We start from the raw sequence: 21,104 nt of genomic DNA on the forward strand, positions 1-21,104 counted from the left end.
CGCGTCTACTTTTTCATGATACTTTCGGTCAATACTTCGTATAAACCTTGATAAGCGGGATAACGCTCAAGGTAATCTAAATGTCGTTCGATGATTTGATGATCGCCGCGCCGCGCTGGGCCCGTCTGGACCATGGCGGGATCGGGGGCTTCCAGGGCTTTTCGGACGGTTTCACGAATGAGGGGTTTCAATAAATCGAATTCCAGATGCTCAGCGTCTAGCATTCGTTTTGAAATGGCAAAAAGATGGTTGGTGAAGTTGCAGGCAAACACTGCCGCTACGTGCATAATGGCCCGTTCTTCGGAGCTCATGATATACACCACGTTGCTGAGGTCTTGCGCCAATTTGATAAGGATGGATTCCGTAGCAGGCTCAGTGGCTTCAATGCAAAGCGGTACTTCCGTAAACTGAATGGGCACTTCTCTACTGAAGGTCTGAAGTGGATAAAATACCCCCGTATGGGCGGGGACATCGCTATAAATACCGACCAAACGTTCGAGTTCTTCCAGGGTTTTGGTGCCTGAGGTATGCACAAGAATGCATTCTTCTGGCAACACCAGACGCTGCATGACCTCGTCGAGTGCGTCGTCGGCCACGGCCAAAATGATGAGCTCGGCGGCACTTTCGGCAAAGTCCAAATCAGGTACTACCGTGGTGTCGTACAATTTATTGACCAAACGGCGGGCGTTGCGGGTATCGCGACTGAAAACCTCTACAATATGGTGGCCGGCATGTTCAAGCGCCTGTGCTAAATGCCAGGCTACGTTGCCAGCCCCGACAAATGAAATTCGCATAGTAAGTTACAGGAAAACAGAGTGACCGTCAAAGATAAAAAAATAACCCGTCGGCTACGTAGCCAGACGGGTCTTTGGGTTGATTAGGCAGGAAATACGTACTTAGATTTGCTTTTTGCCAAACTGATACAAAACTTTAAATCGTACCCCAAGGTTGCGGTTATCGGAGAGGTAGGAGGGCTTTTGGAGGTAAGGCGCGGCGTAGGCTTCCACCTGAAAAGCTAAACTCCGCCACTGTTTTTCGACTCCCGTGGCAATCATAATATCATTGGAAACCGCTGGTTTGATACTGAAATTGCCTTCTTTTTCCTTAAACTCACCGTTGCGCTCTTTATAAAAATAACGATAGCACTGCTGAGCCGTTAGATTGAGGTTGGTTCCTCCCGAAAAAAGAAGGGTAAAACCATCTTTGATGGGCCAACGATACGTTAGGCTGATGGGAAGGCGTAGAAGGGTGACGTCGGTCTTGATGTCAAACACCTGCGGAGGCATAAAAGGAGGGCGTACGTCGTCAGATTTGTGCCAGGTTTGGAACGGACGTCCTGTTTTTTCCTTAAAAATATCTTCCGTAAAATACTGCGGACCCGTGATTTTTGCCTTGGCAAGACCCACGTCAAGACTCCAGTATTTACCCAATAAAACACTAGTCATGAGGCCGTAGCCCGTGTATTTATCACCGATATTCAAACCTCCTCCCACACGAAAGCGGACATTCCGCAACGAAATGGACGGTGGAGGTGGCGTGGTCTTTGCCTTATTTGTGGCTGTAGCGGGAGCCGATTTGCTCGGTAATGCCGCATAAGCGTAGCGTTTTACGTGAATTTCGGCGGGTTGCACTCCGTCCAATTCTTCGGCTTGGTTTGGCTCCAATGGTGACAGCTCAATTTGGCGGGTCAACGCGTTGTTGGCGGTCTCAACGGGCGTTGTTGGTTCAGTTGCCTCATTGATGATGCCTGATTGTTCCAGTTTTGGGGCGTTTTTTTGGTTGTTCACGCTGCCCGACTGCGCCACCGTTGTTTGTGATTTCAACGTTCGTGGAGTACTGCCTGCGGTTTCTTTCGAAAACGTGCTGTTTGTGTTTTTCTCTTTGAGCGCATTTCTCACGGGTTTGGCAGGTGGTTCATTTTCCAACGTTGGAGTTGATTCTTTGAGTTCCGTTGCTTCTGGGTCAGCATTTGTTGGCCGCTCAAAGGCTTCGCTGATGCGTTCATTGGGGTTCTGCCGAATAATCTTGCCGACATTTTTTAGCCCTCCAGCGATAGGCGCGGCCTCGTCAGGAGCTATGCCATCGTTCGACAGTTCATTTTCATTCGATTGAGGTAAAGTTTGGGCATAGGCGTCAGGTTGAGGTTGGTTGGATTCGACAGAAATGTATTTGGTAATGTATACCGTATCGACCCGCGTTGAAGTTCGCACGGGGGCATCTTCTTTTTGGCCGAGCTGCGTTTTTAATTTGGCAACCTGTTGGTCTAATTGCCGATTTTGTCGGTATTGGTATACATTCGCGAATACCATCACTGCCGCCGCCACGCTGGCCGCCGTGTAGAGCATCGAGCGCCCGAATCGCTGTACAAACGAAACGGGGGCATGGGTGTTTTTGAACGCCTTAAATTTCGCCCAATCTTCTTCCTGAAAACTGGGTTGAATCCCTTCTAACTTTCGGCGTATAGCTTCGTCAAATTTCTCGGGTTTCATTGTTTGTTTTTGTGCGCAACTGCGCTTAGTTTTTTGTGTATGGTTGCCAATGCAACAAATGATTATGGTGCCTACTTAAATTTCTGGTCGGCATTGCCTTCCGCAAAGAAAGGGTACGATTGTTTGACCAGTTCCTGAAGCCGCGTACGGGCCCTAGCAAAATGGGAGCGTACGGTTGCTTCGTTAAAATTGAGTACATCGGCAATTTCGCGGAGCTGATAGCCATCGACAACGTGCATCGTAAATACTGTACGATAAATGGGCTTCAACTGTTGCACCAAGGCCAAAATCTCCTCGGCCGAAATCTGATCAATGACCGATTCGTCAATCGAAGGTTCGTGGATATTGTCTAACCCAATTTCTCCGTGAAACTTCTGATTCTTACGGTAATAGCTGATGGCGGTGTTGACCACGATGGTTCTCAGCCAAGCTTTGAAGGGTTGGTTCAGGTCGTAGCGGTCGAGGTGCTGGAAAACTTTTAAAAAGCTTTCATTCAGGATTTCTTCGGCTTCTTCCATCGACGACGAATACCGCAGACTTATGCCTTTTGCATACCCGAAAAACTGTTGAAAAAGCATTCGCTGCGCGCGCCCGTCGTTGTTCAGACACGCTCGAATGACGTCTTCTAGGTCATCTTCCGTAAAGTTGGTTTTCTTTCTAAAAAACAAGGTTGTAGCGTTTTTTGGATGGTGATTAGCTGCTCTTTATACAATTACCACATACCCGTAATACGCGCCGTAAATGCCGTGCGTTGCAGCAATGTACGTATTTATTTTTCTTCAAAAATAATTGATTTTTTATGCCACACTCCTGAATATCCCAGCGTAATGCTCTCTGAAATCAATCGTTTTTAACTAATTTTAAGAAAACCATGAAAAAATCACTTGTTATCCTGTTTGCGCTGTTTGGATTGTTTTTAGTGAGCTGTAACCGCGACGAAGTCAATGCCGTAGATGAGGATTTGACCGAAATGGTCGAACTGTCGGCGGCGCGCAGTGCGGCAGTGACGGATACCGTTACCAAACAAAAATGCAAAGGTAAATTGACCGAAGTAGCCGCCGCTGATTTGCCCGCTGCAATCACCACATATATCACCACCAACTATGCAGGGGCTGAAATTCAGTTTGCTGGAAAAGACACAGAAGGTAAGATTGTGGTAGGCCTTAAATTGGCGGATGGTACATCAAAAGGATTGCTCTTTAATGCCGACGGTACTTTCAACAAAGCCCTTGAAAAATACGGTAAAGGCGCCAAATTGACAAAGGTAGAAACAGCAGCTTTGCCAGCGGCCATCACGACCTACATCACCGCCAACTATGCAGGCTATGAAATAAAGAAAGCCGGCACGAATGAAGCGGGAGAATTTTACGTGGCGGTCAAATTGGATACTGCCGTTAAAGTATTAAAATTTGCCGCCGACGGCGCATTTATTGAGGCAACCACCCCTCCTGCCCATCCTGAAGGAGAAGGCAAACGCTCAAAGCATGGTAAGTAATCATTGATTTATCTCCTCATTTTGGGCGGTCATTCCCCCCGAATGAGGAGATTTTATCTGCTTCTTTTTCTTTATTCCCACCATTCTCAGTTTGATTTTTTATCACAACCAATCTTCCCGATTTTTAGTTATGAAAACTTTCACAAGTATTCTGTCAATCAGCGCATTGGCGCTTATGCTTATCTTCTCTGGTTGTACCAACAATGAGGTCGAACCAGACCCCGCCGATCAGGTCATTGGGGCTTATGCTGCCACCACTTATTCTGAATCCATCAATGGCGTAGCCCAAAGCATTGACCTAACCAATACCCTAATCAAGGAAAACGTTGCGATTTCGTTTGATGTAGCCAAAAAAGCCGCAAGCACGCTCACTTTGGTACTCAGCATCTCTCAGCGCGATAGCACTGGAGCCATGCAAACCTACAACGATACTTACGACAGTATTGAGCTTAAAGCGCTCGGAAACGGCAATTTTGAAATGCTGAATGCGGGCATATCAGTGGGCCAAATTGGCAATGGAAACTTATCCCTCGAAGAGACTTATCCTGATACGGATGAATCGGGGAATACCGTTCAGGTAACGGTGAAAATAGCAGCTACCAAAAGTTTATAAAAAGGCTATACCTATCGACTTATGAGAAAATTTCTACCCATCCTCCTCGTGATGGCGGGGCTGATTTCCCACGCCCAAACCTTAACAACCCCCGCTGATTCAGTAGCGGCGATGATTATCAAAGATGAGTTTTATAACAATAAACCGCTGAATGAGGTCATTGCAGATTTGCAGAAAAAATACAAATTCAAGATTGGTTACAATGTTGAGCTGTTGAAAAAGTACCGTGTTTCGTATTGGTTTGATAATACCAAGTTGTTGGATGGTATCAAAGGAACGCTGAAAGAAACCAAAGACCTGACGTTTTACATTGATGATGCCAACGTCATTCAGATTGTGCCTAAAACGGCAACGCAGGTACTCCAAAACGCCCGTAAAGAATTTGATACGCGGTATCGGGGGCAGCCAACCCGCACCGATTTTACGTTGATGGGCAAGGTCGTTGAACGAAAAACCAACGAAAGTATGCCGTTCGCGACTGTAGCGGTGTTGGGCAGTAAAATTGGCGTGCAGACCAACGTGGACGGATATTATACACTCCTAAAAGTACCCTCAGATACCGTAACAATCTTGGTCAGTTATGTAGGTTACAAAAATGCCACCGTGCATCTTTCGCCGCAGACACCCCTGCAAAATTTCGTCATCGAAATCGAACCCGGTGAACAGGAGTTGGAAGAGGTCATGGTCATGGGTGAAAAAACCGAAGTGTTGAAGGCCAATGAAATCGTGGGGATGATAAAAATGACGCCCAAGAACTTGGCAAAGTTGCCCAATATTGGCGAACGGGACCCTTTTAGAGCCTTCCAATTGATGCCCGGCGTGAGTGCTTCCAACGAATCCTCGTCGGGTTTGTACGTGCGCGGTGGCACGCCCGACCAGACGCTGGTTTTGTACGATGGTTTTACGGTCTATCACGTTGACCACTTATTTGGGTTTTTCTCCGCTTTTAATTACAACGCCCTCAAAGATATACAGTTATATAAGGGTGGTTTTGATGCCAAATTTGGGGGGAGGATTTCGGCAGTGGCCGAAATTACGGGTAAAGACGGCAATAAGAACCAGTTTAACATGGGAGCCGACCTGAGTTTGTTGAGCATGAATGGCTTCATTGAAACGCCCCTCAACAAGAAAACAACGCTGTTGATTGCGGCGCGGCGCTCGTATCAGGGTGCCCTGTACGAGAAAATATTCAGTACGTTTACATCAGAGCGTCAGACAAATGTAACCCAGCCGGGATTTGGCGGCCGGCCCGGTGGACCGGGGCGTTTTGGAAACAATGCCACGCAAGACCAAACCGCAAAATCTTATTTTTATGACCTAAACGCCAAACTTACTTGGAACCTTTCGAAGAAAGACATCGTCACGTGGAGCCTTTATAACGGTACCGACAAGATGGATAATTCGTCGGCGTCATCTTTCAATTTTGGGCGACAAACTATCTTCGGGGCCTCTACCTCCACCAACGACGTGTCTGCGTGGGGGAATTTGGGCAGCAGTGTGAAGTGGTCGAGGCGCTGGAACGATAAGCTTTACAGCAATATGCTGGTGAGTTACTCCAATTTTTACAGTAATCGCGACAATACCCGGAGCGTAGTCAATACCATACCTGCCACCGATAGCACCGTCGCGACCACCCGAAATATTAATATCGGTCAGGTGGAAACCAATGATTTAAAAGATTTTACGGCTAAAATAGATTTTGAATATAAACTTACTCCCCACAACCAACTGGAGTTCGGGGTTCATGCCACGGCCAACACCATTCATTATAATTACGTCCAAAATGACACTGTGAATGTGTTGAGCAAAAACGATAAGGGAACCATCACTTCATTTTATTTACAGGACCAGATTCGGTTGTTGGACACCAAATTGTTAATCAAACCGGGTATTCGGGCCAACTATTTTGATGTGACGAAAAAATGGTACGTGGAGCCGAGATTGAGCGCAACCTATGCGTTGAACGAGCGCGTAAAACTCAAAATGGCCTTGGGGCGCTATTATCAATTTGCCAAACAAATCAATCGTGAAGATTTGACGCAAGGCAACCGCAGTTATTGGCTGTTGGCCGATGGCGACGCGTTGCCTGTAACGAAGTCCAACCACCTGATTTTGGGCGGAAGTTATGAATTCAGAGAGTATTTGGTGGATGTTGAACTCTATCAAAAAAACAACGTAGGGATTACGGAATATACGCTGCGTTTTGTGCCGCAGATTCGCCAAGGCCTGAGCGTACAAGAAACGTTTTTTAACGGCGATGAGACCGTCCGGGGAATGGACGTGCTGATTCAGCGTAAATTTGGTAAATTCAACGGATGGGTAGGATACACGCTCTCCGAAGCGGTTCGGGATGTGACCATTTTTTCGGAGCGGCCCTATTATTCCGACCAAGATGTGCGACACCAGTTTAAGTTTATCGGCTCTTATCGCTGGAAAAACATAGATTTTGCCCTTACGCAAATCATCTCTTCGGGGCGTCCATATACTTCGATTGTGGGGGCGTATCAAATCAACCTTTTGGACGGTTCTGTTCGGTCGTTTACGATGCCTTCCGACAAAAACGCCAGTCGTTTTTCATCCTATAACCGTTTGGATATTTCCGCTACTTACAATGCCCGTTGGGGGAGTGTGGGGCTGTCGGTGTTTAACCTGTACAACCGCAAAAACGTCTGGTACAAACGGTTTGAAGTAATCACCGAAGGCGATGAGAGTGTGCTTCAAACTACCAACGTCAATTATTTAGGGTTTACGCCCAACATTACCATCAGTTGGAAATTGCGTTAGTAATCAGTTCATCATCAGTCGTCTATTAATTGTTGAAAATAATGAAAAAGTATATACAAACGCTCGTAATTGTCTTAGGAAGTGTCTGTTTATTAGTTAGTTGTACTGAAACCAATACGGTAATCAGTTCGGTAGAAAAACCCGTAATTGAGGCATTTTTAGCGCCAGGCAAACCCATTAGTTTGACTCTGATGACCGTGATTGGGTATTCTGAGTCGGCAGATGCCGCCGATTCTTTGTCCCGCCCGATTGACGGTCAAGCCATCCAAATAAAAGTAAGCGATGGAAGTATCTTTAAGTTGGAGTCTGTAGGGGAAGGGCGGTACGTTTCCAAAAGTACTGAATTGGTCAAATTTGGATTGACTTACACTTTGGATTTTACCTATAATGGCCTGCCGATTTCGGCCACTACGGAGATTCCTACGCGACCGACGGGTTTTACCTTGAGTAAAAACTTTGTGAATCGTACCCAAATCAATTTAGGTAGCGGGGGCTTTGGCGGGCCGGGTGGTTTTCAGGAAGACCGCACGCCCATTGAAGCTACTTGGGACAATCCCAACGGGGAGTACCATTTTATTGCGTTTATCAACACAGAAGCAAATCCTGAATCCATCGTGATTTTACCGACAGATACAACTGCTACGAATCCGTTTCGGTTTATCAATCGGCGGTTTAACAATGAGCCTACCACCGCTACCGTCTCAAACATTCAGCCCCAATCGTTTCAGTATTTCGGGAAACATTATGCCGTGCTGTATCGACTCAATCCAGACTACGCGGCGTTGTACCGGTCGGCAGGAACGACGACCCAAAACATTAGCACGCCACCCACCGCAATCACCAACGGATTGGGGGTTTTTACGGGGGTAAATGCTGATACACTGCTGTTTACGGTAAATAAGTATTAGCAATTTTTTAGTGTTTAGAACCCTCTACGACCTGCGAGCTATAAATCCCTGAATGGCCCGAAAAGAGGAACGCCACAACGCAGGCAAGTCCGACAAAAACACCGCAATCAGCACCAAAAAGCTCAATGCCCATCAAAGTGCAGGCAATGGGGGTATTGGTCGCGCCCGAAAAGACCGCCACAAACCCCATTCCCGCCAAAAGCGCCATGGGTAGGGGAATAAATAGCGATAGTGCGTTGCCGAGGGCCGCTCCAATAAAAAACATTGGCGTGACTTCGCCGCCCTTAAAGCCTGCCCCCAACGTGAAGGTGGTGAAAAGTAGTTTGAGGAGAAAATCGTAGGCGGGCAATTCCTGCTGAAAAGAAGCCACAATCGTCGGAATGCCCAAGCCGATGTATTTGGTGGTGCCTAAAGCCCATACGGCTACCGCAATCACAACGCCGCCCAGAACGGGCCGCAGGGGAGGGTAGGCGATTTTTGACTTAAAAAAAGTGCCCCAAAAATGCACCGTTTTGGAGAATGCCAACGCGGTCAAACCGAATAAAATACCCGCCAAAATACTCCATAAAAGCGTGTCGGCGTGCAGCATTGGCACGTACGGAATGGCGTAGTGCGTATGGGCTACGTTCCAGGCGTGGCAGGTATAATCGGCGATGAGTGCCGTTAATAAACTTGGTAAAAGGGCTTCGTAGCGCATTCTGCCCACAATCAATACTTCCAACGCAAAGACTGTTCCTGCAAGTGGGGTACCGAAAACCGACGCAAACCCCGCACTGATTCCGATGATTAAGACAATGCGGCGGTCATGAGGCGAGAATTTGAACAATTTGCTAAACTGATCGGCAATGGCTCCGCCCATTTGCACTGCCGTACCTTCGCGTCCCGCTGAACCCCCAAAAAAGTGGGTTACGAGTGTGCCGAAAAGCACCAAAGGGGCCATTTTGAGCGGAATGATTTGTTTGGGACTGTGAAATTCTTCAATCAATTGATTGTTTCCTTTGACTACTTCCTGCCCAAAATAATGGTAAGTAGCACCGACAATGAAGCCGCCGAGTGGAAGCAACCAGATAATCCATTGATGTGATTCGCGCCAATCGGTGACCCAATTCAACGAAACCAGAAAGAAAGCCGACGCCGAACCCGCTAAAATGCCTACTATCAACGACATAAATAGCCATTTTGCGACAAAAACAACGGTGGAGAATTGTGCTATTTTTGAATAAGGAGAGGGAGTGGGTTCAGTCATTCGTGCCGAGACAAGGTAAAATGAGATACGCCCGTAAAAATAAGGTTTTCGGAAGATAGACTGTTATAAAAAATACGAAAATAGCGTGTTTAGGTTTCCGAACAGAAAGCGGAAGAGTGTAAAGAAGAAAAGGAGCCAACTCTTGCAGAAACTGGCTCCTTGTAAGTAGATATTCCGTGATTTTATCAGTTCTAAAACTCTACACGATAATTCAACACGGGTATGAGCGGCAATTGGTAGGCAGTTTTGATTTTATCCAAGTTGGAGTCATAATACTGCCCGTAGATATTTTGTCGGTTGGTAACATTTTGTATATCAAGAGATAATGTGCTTGTGAAGCCATTGCGGTTACGTTTCCAACTTACCCGAACATCGGAACGAAAGTACGCATCTAAAGTTTGGGAATTCGTTTCTGTTTCTACCAAAACGGTTTCTCCTCTTCGGCGGGAGGCGGCCAAATCAATCGGCGTGGTTCGAAAACCGCCCACGTACGTAGTTTTGAGGTTGATACCCAGTACATTGTTTTTGCTGCGGCCCATGAGCCATTCTTTGCCTACCAAAAAGTTTCCTGCGCCGCCGCCGTCAAAACGCGTACTGCGCCATATTTCATCCGAACCCGTGTATTCGGATTTAAACACCGACCCACTCAGCATGTAGTAAAAATTGTTGTGCAGAAAGCGTTCCAGTGTTAGCTCCACACCGTAGTTGCGGCCTTTACCGTTGTTGGCCAAGCGGCGCAGCTCAAAGCTATCGGTTATGTTGAGTAGCGAAAACGCGTTCCGTTCGTCGGCGCTGACGGGAACGTTGTTGAGCGACTGATAGTACGTTTCTATTTTCCAGCGAGTGTGTTCGTTAAGCAGTCGGTCGTAAGAAAGTACAAAGTGCTGGGCTTTGGTAAAATCGGTATTGAGATTGGGGTAATCCACGCCCGCGTCGGTGAGTTTGTTGGAATAAAAATAAAGCGACAACGGATGTACCTGACTATGACTCCCGTACCCAAACGCCACCGATTGGCCGGGGGCCAAATCCCATTTGAGCGAACCGCGCGGCTCAATGGAACGGCTGTTGTTGAGCAGTAACGCCAACGTGTGTACGCCGAGATTGGCGGTGAGTTTTTCGGATAATTTATAATTGAACTGCGCATACGCCTGAAGCGTAGCGGTTTGGCCGTCGGAAGATAGAAAACGTTCCATTTTTTTCTGCTCACCATTCCACGATTCACGGAATAAATCATAGGCTTGAAGACTCCAAATGGCCCCTGCCCGCAAGGCCAACCGCGCCGTGATTTTATAATTCAGCGTGCTCGTGAGGGCCAATTTGCGCAGCGTATATTTTGTGTCATACCGAGGCTCCAAGATGTATTCAGAGGTGTAGCGACGTTGCTGAAATCCATTTTCATAGGCAGAATACAAGACTACTGTTTTGAGAAATGCCCTCTTATTGAGGTTGATAGAATGCGTTGCGCCCCAAGCGCCAGTATTTGATTTGAATTTTTCATCGTAACGTTTATCGCCTTCGGTTTGCCACAGGGTAGAGTCGGCTTTCGGGGTGCCAAGGGTGCTGCTTAGACCGCCAAAACCAAACAGCGTAAACTTGCCAAACTTGTTGGTAGGTAACGAGATGTTGTAGGAAAGGTCTTGAAAGCGTTGGGCAAAATCTCCCACTGGAAGCCCTAATTTGGCCAATAATTCGAGGGTTGAATACCGATAATTGATAAGGTAAGCGCCTTTGTAGTTTTTAGAAAAAGGCCCTTCTGCCGCCACGTCCAAGCCCAAAAGGCCCGCCTGAACCGTATACTCGCGATTTTGGTTGTTTCCCTTACGCAATTTTAAGTCAAATACGCCCGAGAGGGCATTGCCGTATTCGGCGGGAAAAGCGCCCGTCATAAAATCAGAATTGGTCAGTACCTGTGCGCTCAGGATGGAAACCCCGCCGCCCGCCGCGCCCAAGCTCGAAAAGTGGTTGGGATTGGGAATGTCGATGCCTTCCATGCGCCACAAAAGTCCGTTGGGTGCATTGCCCCGGATGACAATGTTGTTGCCGCCGTCGTCGGCCGATACCACGCCCGCGTAGGCCGTGGCCATGCGGGCTGGGTCATTGATGGCGGCAGCGTAGCGTTGGGTTTCTTCCACCGAGAAAGTCCGCGCGCTGACGGTGGCCATTTCGTTGAGTGGTTTGTCTTTTTCGACGGTTGGTTTAACGGTGATTTCTGAAAGTTGCGTAATGTCTTCTTCTAATCCAACGTTTAAAATCAACTCTTTACCCGCGTTGACCGTCACGTTGCTCATGAGCATTTCTTTGTAGCCCATCGACGTGATTTTGAGGGTTTGACGACCGATAGGCACCTGATTTAATTGAAAATTGCCTTCAGTATCGGTAATTGTGCCCTTGATGGGATTGGAGCCGACCAATACCACGGTAGCACCGACGATAGGAGTTTGGATATTTTTATCCAAAATAACGCCTCTGATGGTTTGGGTGAGGGTTTGGGCGTGTAAAGAATAAATGAACGGAAGGAGCATGAACGAAGCCACAAAAAACAGGCTTAGTTTTCGATAAAGTTGCGTAAATGGATGATTGTTTTGCATAACTGTACTGTTGGTTTTACGGAAATTTGGGCAATAAAATCCCTTTCGCAGGAATGTCTGCGAAGTGTAAATGGCTGACTTGGGATGTATGATTTAGATTAACTGTGTACTTGAAAGTGTGAATGTAAAAGTCATTTGTTTTCGTGGCTGTTTGGGAATAAGACACCGCAGTGATTTGATACCCCTATACCGCAAAAAAAAAAACGCTGCTGGAAGAATCCAGCAGCGTCGTAGGGTAGAAGTGCAGGTTTAGAAAAGTAGTATAAAATCGTTTAGTTGCCTGCTTTAAGGACTTTCTTGGTGAGACGTTTTTGATCACCATCGGCGATGATCAAGTACGAACCCAGTGGTTGTGAACTCAGGTCTAAGGTAGTGCTGCCACTTCCATTGTTGAGTTCTACATTCCATTCGCCCAAGCTAGTAGCCGTAAAATCGGTCAGGCGAAGACGGACGTTGCGTGTTTGGCCCCAGCCTTGCAGCATCACTTTTACCTGATTGGCGGCGGGGTTGGGGGCAATAACCACATCCAACGCCAACTCTTCCGCTGGTATCACTTCTTCCGCTGCTACACGCGCGGCTGTTCCACCGCTTGCTTTAAGGTTACCGCCTCCAAGAGTTTGTTGCATTGTTTTGGCACCGTTCCAGTTGCTGGCAAACCATAATCCGCCGCTTTTATTCCAAACCGTGATGCCAATCATATCGGTTGAACCAGGCTCACCGTTGTCAGTCATTTCAACTTGGAGCGTTGCGTTTCCGTCAACGGCGATAACATTGAGCGGGTCAGTGATGTCCTGAATATTTGCTTTGCCGTTGAAAGTGGCGGTTCCACCTGCGGTGGTGGGCTGTACCGCAAGGGAGGTCATGGCATTGCCTTTTACCTGATAGTAGTGCATTACCCCGCCTTCCATCCGTCTTACAATGGTGTTGATGTTGCCTTGCAGGTTTTTGCCGCTCTTGTTGTATTTTACGTTAAACCCGAAGTTGTTGCGCGTTCCATTGTCACCAGCTTTAACACCGGCAGAGCTTGCCAAAATGAGGTAACCACCACCCGTAATAAAATCATTGAGGGGTTTAGAAACGGTGATAACTTCATAGTTTTGACCCGTGTAATAACCGTTAATGAGTAATTGGACAGTATATGATTCCGAAGAAGCGTTACCGATGTTTGCACTGAATGTAGCAGTGGCAGTTCCAGTTTTAGTATCTCCAGGAGTTACATATCCTATCGTGGCAGGTATTGTAATATTGCCCTCAACAATTCTAAACGCGAATGTAGCTTTGGCAATATCACCCGCATATGCATCGTAATTGGCATCTCCATTGACGGCGGTAATGTCCTGAATGGTAGCGGCCAATGTGACGGTGGCGATACTTGATGTGCTGTTGGCGGTTGAGGCAAACATCGCCCCCGTATAAGTAGCTACGGCATTTTCCTTATTGATTGCAAATGGATCGCTGTCGGAGCTGGCACCATAAATACCGTCGCCCGCAAAAGCAGAAGCCACTGTGTAATTGCCCGGGGCCTGATTGAGGGTAATCGAGCTATTGGCTACTCCGCTGCCATCAGTGGTGGCCGAAGTAGACTGCGTTTCCAGCGTGAAGGAAATATTCTTACCGCTGATGGGCGCATTAGTCAGATTATCAATCAACGTAGCCTGCATGATAGCTGGGTCTGAGTACTGACCGTTTGCTGTTCCTGAATAGGTGAGGGTCGTAGCGCGTCTGTTTACGCTTACGGTGGCGGTGCGCTCATCGCTGTTTCCATTGACGTCGGTAACGGTTAGGGTTACGGTGTAGTTTCCTGCCGCGTTGAACGAAGATGGTGATACGCTCTTGGTTAGGATTCCACAAGCATCGCTACTTCCATTGTCCACGTCGTTAGCGGTGATGTCTACTGTTCCGCCCATTCCCAAAGTCACTGCAATATTTTTGGTGATAACGGTGGGTTTGGTTACGTCCTGAACGGTGACAGTGGCGTTTGCAGTGCTTTGGTTTCCGCTGCCATCAGTAACGGTCAGTACGATTGAGTTTACTCCTACATTGCTGCAATCAAATGTACTTTTGCTTAGTGATAATGTTGCTACTGAGCAGTTGTCAGTGCTACCGTTGTTAACATCAGCGGCGGCGATGGTGACAGTTCCCGCGGCGTTGAGCTGCACAGTGATGTTTTTGGCGATGGCCGTGGGGTTGATTTTATCTTCGACGGTGACGGTGGCGTTGACAGTGCTAAAGTTTCCACTTCCGTCGGTGACGGTCAAGGTGACGGTGTTTGCGCCTAAGTTTGAGCAATTGAAATCCGTTTTGCTCAGCGCCAGTGTGGCAATTGAGCAGTTGTCGGTACTACCGTTATTAACATCGGCGGCGGTGATGGTAACAGTTCCCGCGGCGTTGAGCTGCACAGTGATGTTTTTGGCGATGGCCGTGGGGTTGATTCTATCTTTGACGATGACGGTGGCGTTGGCGGTACTTTGGTTACCACTACCATCGGTGACGGTGAGCACGACTGCATTACCCCTGAGGTTTGAGCAATCGAAGGTGGTTTTGTCCAAAGTAATCGTTGCAATTGAGCAATTGTCGGTGCTCCCGTTGTTAACATCGGCGGCGGAAATGGTGACAGTCCCCGTAGCGTTGAGCTCAACGGTGATGTTTTGGGCGATGGCGGTGGGATTGATTTTATCTTCGACGGTGACGGTGGCGTTGGCGGTGCTAAAGTTTCCACTACCATCGGTGACGGTCAACGTGACGGTGTTGGCTCCTAAATTGCTGCAATCAAATGTGGTTTTGTCCAAGGCTAAGGTAGCAATTGAGCAGTTGTCGGTGCTCCCGTTGTTGACATCGGCGGCGGCAATGGTGACGGTTCCCGCGGCATTGAGCTGAACGGTGATGTTTTTGGCGATGGCCGTGGGGTTGATTTTATCTTCGACGGTGACGGTGGCGGTGGCGGTGCTAAAGTTACCACTTCCGTCGGTGACGGTCAGTACGATTGAGTTTACTCCTACATTGCTGCAATCAAATGTGGTTTTGTCCAAGGCCAAGGTGGCAATTGAGCAATTGTCGGTGCTCCCGTTATTGACATCGGCGGCGGCAATGGTAACGGTTCCCGCGGCATTAAGCTGCACGGTGATGTTTTTGGCGCTGGCCGTGGGATTGATTTTATCTTCCACGGTGACGGTGGCGTTGGTGGTGCTTTGATTCCCAACTCCATCGATAACGGTCAAGGTAACGGTGTTATCCCCTAAGTTTGAGCAGTTGAAGGAAGTTTTGTCCAAGGCAATGTTCGCCACTGAGCAATTGTCGGTGCTCCCGTTGTTGACATCGGCGGCGGCAATGGTGACAGTTCCTGCGGCATTAAGCTGCACGGTGATGTTTTGGGCGATGGCCGTGGGGTTGGTTTTATCTTCAACCGTGACGGTGGCGGTGGTGGTGCTTTGATTGCCAACTCCATCGGTGACGGTCAAAGTGACGGTGTTGTTCCCTAAGTTTGAGCAATCGAAGGTGGTTTTGTCCAATTCAATCATCTGCACTGAGCAGTTGTCTGTGCTCCCATTGTTAACATCAGCGGCGGCAATGGTGACGGTTCCCGCGGCATTGAGCTGAACGGTGATGTTTTTGGCGATGGCCGTGGGGTTGATTTTATCTTCGACGGTGACGGTGGCGGTGGCGGTGCTAAAGTTACCACTTCCGTCGGTGACGGTCAGTACGATTGAGTTTACTCCTACATTGCTGCAATCAAATGTGGTTTTGTCCAAGGCCAAGGTGGCAATTGAGCAATTGTCGGTGCTCCCGTTATTGACATCGGCGGCGGAAATGGTGACAGTCCCCGCAGCGTTGAGCTCAACGGTGATGTTTTTGGCGATGGCCGTGGGGTTGATTTTATCTTCAACCGTAACGGTGGCGTTGGCGGTGCTTTGGTTTCCGCTGCCATCGGTGACGGTCAAGACCACGGCGTTAGCGCCTAAATTGCTGCAATCAAATGTGGTTTTGTCCAAGGCAATGGTTGCCACCGAGCAATTGTCGGAGCTCCCGTTGTTGACATCTGCGGCGGCGATGGTGACGGTTCCTGCGGCATTAAGCTGCACGGTGATGTTTTGGGCGATGGCCGTGGGGTTGATTTTATCTTCGACGGTGACGGTGGCGTTGACAGTGCTAAAGTTTCCACTTCCGTCGGTGACGGTCAAGGTGACGGTGTTTGCGCCTAAATTGCTGCAATCAAATGTGGTTTTGTCCAAGGCCAAGGTGGCAATTGAGCAATTGTCGGTGCTCCCGTTATTGACATCGGCGGCGGCAATGGTGACGGTTCCCGCGGCATTGAGCTGAACGGTGATGTTCTTGGCGATGGCCGTGGGGTTGGTCACATCAACTGCGGTACCAACTGTGACAATGGAAGGGGTTGATTCTACACCAGCGTTATCTTTTACTCTAATCGAGTAATTACCAGCGGTTAATCCACTGAATACATTATTTGAGTTTGTTGTATAGGTTGCTCCATTATCTTTGCTGTATTGGTATGGGCTTGTACCGCCCGAGGCCGTAACCGTAATTGAGCCGTCGTTTCCTCCCAGACAACTGACATTGGTTGTTTGGGTGGTAAAGGAAAGAGGGGTAACAGGAGAAATAACGGTGATGGGAATACAGGTAGTTCCCCTGACTGAGTTGTCTGCATTTAATGCCTGAATTACTATGACCCTTGAGCCAGCAGGGGCATTTGCAGGATAGGTGTAGATGAATAAGTAATCACGTGTGCCCGTTTGTGAAGCTACTCCAAATGTGGATAGGTTACTAGGTAGAAGTGCATTGTCGCAAGTGCTTGATGCCGATGCGTGTCCAATCCTATATGACGTGACGGTATTAGCACCAGGGTTAGCAGCGTAAGTAAAAGCAATCGTCATTATAGCGTTTGGAGTTCCAAGAGTAAAACTATTGGGATTAGCAGTTGCACTTGTGAACGTATTCTGCGCCAGCGAAACACCCGAGATGCCCGTACCGAACAGCAGTAATAAGAAAGCAAACCGAACGATAGGTATTCGATTTAGAAAAAGTAAAAGTTTTTGCATAATGGGAAAGCAGTTGAGATAAAGAAAAGATTTGATGTATTATTCTGTCTTTTAGGTATATATATACGCAACAGGCATTTTTGCAAAGTAATCATATAGATAGTGCAAGTTCAATAGTCATTTTAACTATTAGCAATAAAATTTTAGTAAAAAAAGACCTTTAAATGTGTAAAAAACACAAAATACAATGAAAGTAAGATATGTAAATCTGGCTATTAAGTAGTCTTTTGAAGGGCTTAAAAAAGGTGTATTTTCTAAAAAATAAGAATTTAAAAAATATCCATAAATGGTCTCTTAAATGCGAATCAAAAGCTTTCTAAGCTATCATTGGGGATTTCTTGAGTACTTGCGATTATTGCACCGAGGAGTCGAAATGTAGATTATTGTGGTATGTAAAAAGGAAGGATAAAAGAAGAAAAATTTTAGGCCAAAAATGCGGACACGGCGTAGCCAATCATGACCAAACACAGGACCACTTTCATGAATATGCCCGTGACAAAACCCAGAAAAGAGCCGAGCGCGGCTTTCAGGGCTTTATTGAATTCCATTCCTGCAATGAGTTCGCCGATGAAAGCGCCCAAAAAAGCGCCTAAAAAAATGCCTAACGCGGGGATAACAAAGAACCCAAGCAACAGACCAAGGGTGGAGCCCCAAGCTCCGTAGCTAGTACCGCCAAATTTTTTTACTCCCCAAATGGGAACGTAATAATCCAACACCGTAACCGCTAAGGTGATGAAACCGAGGCTATAAAGTGTAATTTGTCCAAAGTCGGCGTAGCGGCTAAAGTGTAGACACAAAAGCCCGACAAAACTCAACGGTGGGCCGGGCAACGGCAGCACCGCTCCCGCCAAGCCTACCAATAATCCTGCACAGCCTAAAACAAGCAGTAAAATGTCCATAGCGACAAGGTATCCAATTGAAATTAAAAGAGAATCGACCGACTTTTGAAAATCTAACGGTTAAATAACACAAAAAAGGGTCATGAATCGTATCTTTGCCCACTAATTTTTGGGTGAAAGCGTTTTTGTGGAATCATGCAATCATAAATTTCACTCATAAGTAAGAACGATTGCCTGATTGACATAAGTTTAAAAATTAAGAGAAATTGCAATAGTTTGATTATAAGTGATTTGTGTTGATATTTTTACATTTTTCATTCTACATTTTAAATTTTACAGTTACTTAAATGTCAAAAGTCTTAATTATTGGAGCAGGGGGGGTGGGAGGTGTTGTGGCGCATAAGTGTGCCATGAACTCTCAGGTATTTACCGACATCCTGTTGGCGAGCCGCACAAAGTCAAAATGTGATAAAATTGCCCAAGATATTCAGGAAATGCACGGGGTAACCATCAAAACGGCATCGGTCGATGCCGACATTGTGGCGGAGTTGGTGGTGCTCATCAAGTCATTTCAGCCCAAATTGGTTATCAATGTGGCCTTGCCTTACCAAGATTTAACCATCATGGATGCCTGTCTCGAAACGGGCGTTCATTACATGGATACCGCCAATTATGAGCCCAAAGATGTGGCTAAATTTGAATATAGCTGGCAGTGGGCCTATCAGGAGCGTTTCAAAGAAGCTGGTTTGATGGCCTTGTTGGGTTGTGGCTTCGACCCGGGCGTTACGCAGGTATTTACCGCTTTTGCCAACAAGCATCAGTTTGATGAGATGCATTATCTCGACATCATCGACTGTAATGCGGGCAACCACGGCAAAGCTTTTGCCACCAATTTTAACCCTGAAATCAACATTCGTGAAATCACCCAACCGGGTCGGTATTGGGAAAATGGCGCTTGGGTAGAAATTCCTGCCATGAGCATTCACAAAGCCATTGATTACCCGGGCATTGGGCCCAAGGAAAGCTATGTGCTGTACCACGAAGAATTGGAATCGTTGGTGAAAAACTTCCCAACCCTCAAACGCGCTCGCTTTTGGATGACCTTCGGTCAGGCGTACCTGACGCATTTGGAAGTGCTGCAAAATGTGGGTATGACGAGCATTGCGCCCATCAAATTTCAGGGCATGGACATCGTGCCGTTGGAGTTTTTGAAAGCCGTATTGCCGCCGCCAGAGTCATTGGGTGAGAACTACACAGGGCAGACTTCCATCGGTTGCCAAATCAAAGGAATCAAAGACGGACAGGATAAAACCTATTATGTATGGAACAACTGCGACCACGCCCAATGCTGGAAAGAGGTGAGGGCGCAGGCCGTTAGCTATACCACGGGTGTGCCGGCCATGATTGGCGCGATGCTGATGCTGACCAATGCTGAGTGGATGAAAGCGGGTGTATGGAATTGTGAAGAACTGAATCCCGATCCATTCATGGACTTGCTCAACCAACACGGACTGCCGTGGAACGAGCAAATCAACCAGCCGTTGCCGCACGAGTATTAGGCCGTTCAGATGGAGTGATTTTAGCGTATAAATTTACATAATAAACTCCTGTTGGTAGAAGTTGTAAAAATCCTCCTTAAAGGTCTTTTAAGGGGGATTTTTTATGTTTTTAGGGCTGAGAGAGGCTTCTTTACAAGCAACCGTCGCCATAATGTATGGCTTGCAACGATAAAAGCTTTTTTCAAAAAAAAGACCCTTAAGTATACTATTTGATGCCTTTTTTTGCCTTAAATGGCTAAAAATAGCGCTGTCGATAATTTGATTATATTTCTCTGTATAATGATTTTTGGCTCTATTAAGTAGTTATAGTTATAATTTAACTTATAATTTTTATATTTAAGGGCCGATAGAAAAAGTTTGAGGGAGAATGACAAAAATATCCCTATTTGATAATTGATTTTTGCGTTGTTAATTTGAAGTAGTGGTAAAGTGGTATATGTAAAATTCCTATTTAAGTCTTTTGTCTGAGTATGTCTTTTAGTGGCATGTGCTGACATTGTTAATTTGTCTTTTTAAATTTTGGTAGAGAGTAGAGTCAAGAAATGCTCAGGTGGTTGGTGGATGGGTTGATTCTACTGATGTACAAAGAAAATGCCTAAACCAACTAAAGTAACGTTAAATGCTGATTCAAGCCGAACCCGAATCTGACGCGGTTACCCTATTTTTTGAAGAATTATCTAAAGAGCAGGCTCATCAAATCAACTACAAAGAGGTTGTTGAATCGCTGAATTATGTTTATGATAGTCTGCTTGAGCCTTGGACTTTTGCGGCGGTTTTGGACCTAGACCAGCTTGAAATTCTTTATGCAAACGAAAATTGTCTTCGGCTGTTCGGCGAAGGGGGCAAGTCATCAGCTTCTCAATACCTTCCGTTTGCTTTTTTAAGGCCCGAAAGCCAGCCCCTATTTAAACTGGTCATAAGCCAATTTCAAAATATGGTTCAGGCGGTGCCTCCAAAACGGCGTAAGCTTATAAAAACCCAATGGGTAGGAGTGCGACTCAAGCCACTCAACGGTAAGCCTTGGGTGTCTTTTGCTACCCTGCTACCGCTTTCGACCCGCGCCGACGGTACACCCAAAGTGGTATTGATGATTAACCAAAACATTTCGCATTTATACAACGCCAATTTTGTTTGGTTGCGCCAGTCATGCACGTCTACGTCTCAATACAATTCCTGCTTTCATTCCCGTACTGGAGAAGTTGTCAATCATGATATTCTTTCCAAAAGAGAATTGGAAATTCTAAAGCTCCTTGCTAGAGGGCTTAACTCGCAGTGTATTGCTTCTGAACTTGCGATAAGCGTCAATACAGTCAGTAATCATCGAAAAAATATGATGGACCGCGTTGGGGTCAGCGATACCACCGCCCTTCTTCAAATTGCCCAATGGTGTGACCTTATCTGATTAACATTTACACTACTCGCTTCGGAAAGTAAAAATCATCTGAAAATTCTATTCCTTACGGATGCTCGTATAGGTAGCTGCGTGTAGTTGTTCGAAGAATTATAAATTCCCCAAGAAAACAAGGTAT

At 46.8% G+C, this 21,104-nt stretch carries 13 protein-coding genes; 6 read left to right on the forward strand and 7 right to left on the reverse strand.

What is annotated here, in order from left to right; all coding sequences use genetic code 11:
- Positions 1–5: 5 nt before the first annotated feature.
- The 3 genes from DVG78_RS07720 to DVG78_RS07730 form a co-directional block, all read right to left on the reverse strand.
- Positions 6–794: a Rossmann-like and DUF2520 domain-containing protein gene (locus tag DVG78_RS07720; protein WP_114460518.1), complete on the reverse strand. Its 789-nt coding sequence runs from the start codon at positions 792–794 to the stop codon at positions 6–8.
- A 102-nt stretch (positions 795–896) separates the two neighbouring features.
- Positions 897–2,489 carry a hypothetical protein gene (locus DVG78_RS07725; RefSeq protein ID WP_114460519.1) on the reverse strand — a complete coding sequence of 531 codons (1,593 nt, stop codon included), beginning with the start codon at positions 2,487–2,489 and terminating at the stop codon, positions 897–899.
- A gap of 71 nt (positions 2,490–2,560) precedes the next feature.
- Positions 2,561–3,157, reverse strand: a complete 597-nt coding sequence (locus tag DVG78_RS07730) for an RNA polymerase sigma factor (protein ID WP_114460520.1) — start codon at positions 3,155–3,157, stop codon at positions 2,561–2,563.
- A gap of 203 nt (positions 3,158–3,360) precedes the next feature.
- Between DVG78_RS07730 and DVG78_RS07735 the strand changes: the two genes are divergently transcribed.
- The 4 genes from DVG78_RS07735 to DVG78_RS07750 all read left to right on the forward strand — a co-directional run bounded on the left by DVG78_RS07735 (position 3,361) and on the right by DVG78_RS07750 (position 8,289).
- Positions 3,361–3,984: a PepSY-like domain-containing protein gene (locus tag DVG78_RS07735; RefSeq protein ID WP_114460521.1), complete on the forward strand. Its 624-nt coding sequence runs from the start codon at positions 3,361–3,363 to the stop codon at positions 3,982–3,984.
- 130 nt (positions 3,985–4,114) lie between these two features.
- Positions 4,115–4,597, forward strand: a complete 483-nt coding sequence (locus tag DVG78_RS07740; protein WP_114460522.1) for a hypothetical protein — start codon at positions 4,115–4,117, stop codon at positions 4,595–4,597.
- A gap of 21 nt (positions 4,598–4,618) precedes the next feature.
- Entirely contained in the window at positions 4,619–7,381 is a 2,763-nt protein-coding gene (locus DVG78_RS07745; protein WP_114460523.1) for a carboxypeptidase-like regulatory domain-containing protein, read from the forward strand.
- A gap of 41 nt (positions 7,382–7,422) precedes the next feature.
- On the forward strand, positions 7,423–8,289 hold the full coding sequence (locus DVG78_RS07750; RefSeq protein WP_114460524.1) for a DUF4249 family protein: 867 nt from the start codon (positions 7,423–7,425) through the stop codon (positions 8,287–8,289).
- Positions 8,290–8,296: 7 nt separating this feature from the next.
- Here the strand turns inward: DVG78_RS07750 and DVG78_RS07755 are convergent, their stop codons facing one another.
- The 4 genes from DVG78_RS07755 to DVG78_RS07770 all read right to left on the reverse strand — a co-directional run bounded on the left by DVG78_RS07755 (position 8,297) and on the right by DVG78_RS07770 (position 18,076).
- Positions 8,297–9,535 (reverse strand): voltage-gated chloride channel family protein, encoded by a 1,239-nt coding sequence (locus tag DVG78_RS07755; protein ID WP_114460525.1) that lies wholly within the window; start codon positions 9,533–9,535, stop codon positions 8,297–8,299.
- Positions 9,536–9,726: 191 nt separating this feature from the next.
- Complete coding sequence (locus DVG78_RS07760; RefSeq protein ID WP_114460526.1) at positions 9,727–12,123, reverse strand: TonB-dependent receptor; 2,397 nt, start codon at positions 12,121–12,123, stop codon at positions 9,727–9,729.
- Positions 12,124–12,395: 272 nt separating this feature from the next.
- Positions 12,396–17,177 carry a beta strand repeat-containing protein gene (locus tag DVG78_RS07765; protein ID WP_114460527.1) on the reverse strand — a complete coding sequence of 1,594 codons (4,782 nt, stop codon included), beginning with the start codon at positions 17,175–17,177 and terminating at the stop codon, positions 12,396–12,398.
- A 422-nt stretch (positions 17,178–17,599) separates the two neighbouring features.
- Complete coding sequence (locus DVG78_RS07770; RefSeq protein ID WP_114460528.1) at positions 17,600–18,076, reverse strand: DUF456 domain-containing protein; 477 nt, start codon at positions 18,074–18,076, stop codon at positions 17,600–17,602.
- A 287-nt stretch (positions 18,077–18,363) separates the two neighbouring features.
- Here DVG78_RS07770 and DVG78_RS07775 point away from each other — a divergent pair, with 287 nt between their 5' ends.
- Together DVG78_RS07775 and DVG78_RS07785 are read left to right on the forward strand one after the other, a co-directional pair.
- Entirely contained in the window at positions 18,364–19,575 is a 1,212-nt protein-coding gene (locus tag DVG78_RS07775; protein ID WP_114460529.1) for a saccharopine dehydrogenase family protein, read from the forward strand.
- Positions 19,576–20,194: 619 nt separating this feature from the next.
- Complete coding sequence (locus DVG78_RS07785; RefSeq protein WP_114460531.1) at positions 20,195–20,977, forward strand: LuxR C-terminal-related transcriptional regulator; 783 nt, start codon at positions 20,195–20,197, stop codon at positions 20,975–20,977.
- Positions 20,978–21,104: the final 127 nt, after the last annotated feature.

This window comes from Runella aurantiaca (assembly GCF_003339505.1).
GTDB lineage: Bacteria > Bacteroidota > Bacteroidia > Cytophagales > Spirosomataceae > Runella > Runella aurantiaca.

Bases quoted from the DNA above. Each gene is read 5' to 3' on its own strand.
- DVG78_RS07720 (WP_114460518.1), bottom strand. From the start codon at position 794: ATGCGAATTTCATTTGTCGGGGCTGGCAACGTAGCCTGGCATTTAGCA.
- DVG78_RS07725 (WP_114460519.1), bottom strand. From the start codon at position 2,489: ATGAAACCCGAGAAATTTGACGAAGCTATACGCCGAAAGTTAGAAGGG.
- DVG78_RS07735 (WP_114460521.1), top strand. From the start codon at position 3,361: ATGAAAAAATCACTTGTTATCCTGTTTGCGCTGTTTGGATTGTTTTTA.
- DVG78_RS07740 (WP_114460522.1), top strand. From the start codon at position 4,115: ATGAAAACTTTCACAAGTATTCTGTCAATCAGCGCATTGGCGCTTATG.
- DVG78_RS07745 (WP_114460523.1), top strand. From the start codon at position 4,619: ATGAGAAAATTTCTACCCATCCTCCTCGTGATGGCGGGGCTGATTTCC.
- DVG78_RS07750 (WP_114460524.1), top strand. From the start codon at position 7,423: ATGAAAAAGTATATACAAACGCTCGTAATTGTCTTAGGAAGTGTCTGT.
- DVG78_RS07755 (WP_114460525.1), bottom strand. From the start codon at position 9,535: ATGACTGAACCCACTCCCTCTCCTTATTCAAAAATAGCACAATTCTCC.
- DVG78_RS07760 (WP_114460526.1), bottom strand. From the start codon at position 12,123: ATGCAAAACAATCATCCATTTACGCAACTTTATCGAAAACTAAGCCTG.
- DVG78_RS07765 (WP_114460527.1), bottom strand. From the start codon at position 17,177: ATGCAAAAACTTTTACTTTTTCTAAATCGAATACCTATCGTTCGGTTT.
- DVG78_RS07770 (WP_114460528.1), bottom strand. From the start codon at position 18,076: ATGGACATTTTACTGCTTGTTTTAGGCTGTGCAGGATTATTGGTAGGC.
- DVG78_RS07775 (WP_114460529.1), top strand. From the start codon at position 18,364: ATGTCAAAAGTCTTAATTATTGGAGCAGGGGGGGTGGGAGGTGTTGTG.
- DVG78_RS07785 (WP_114460531.1), top strand. From the start codon at position 20,195: ATGCTGATTCAAGCCGAACCCGAATCTGACGCGGTTACCCTATTTTTT.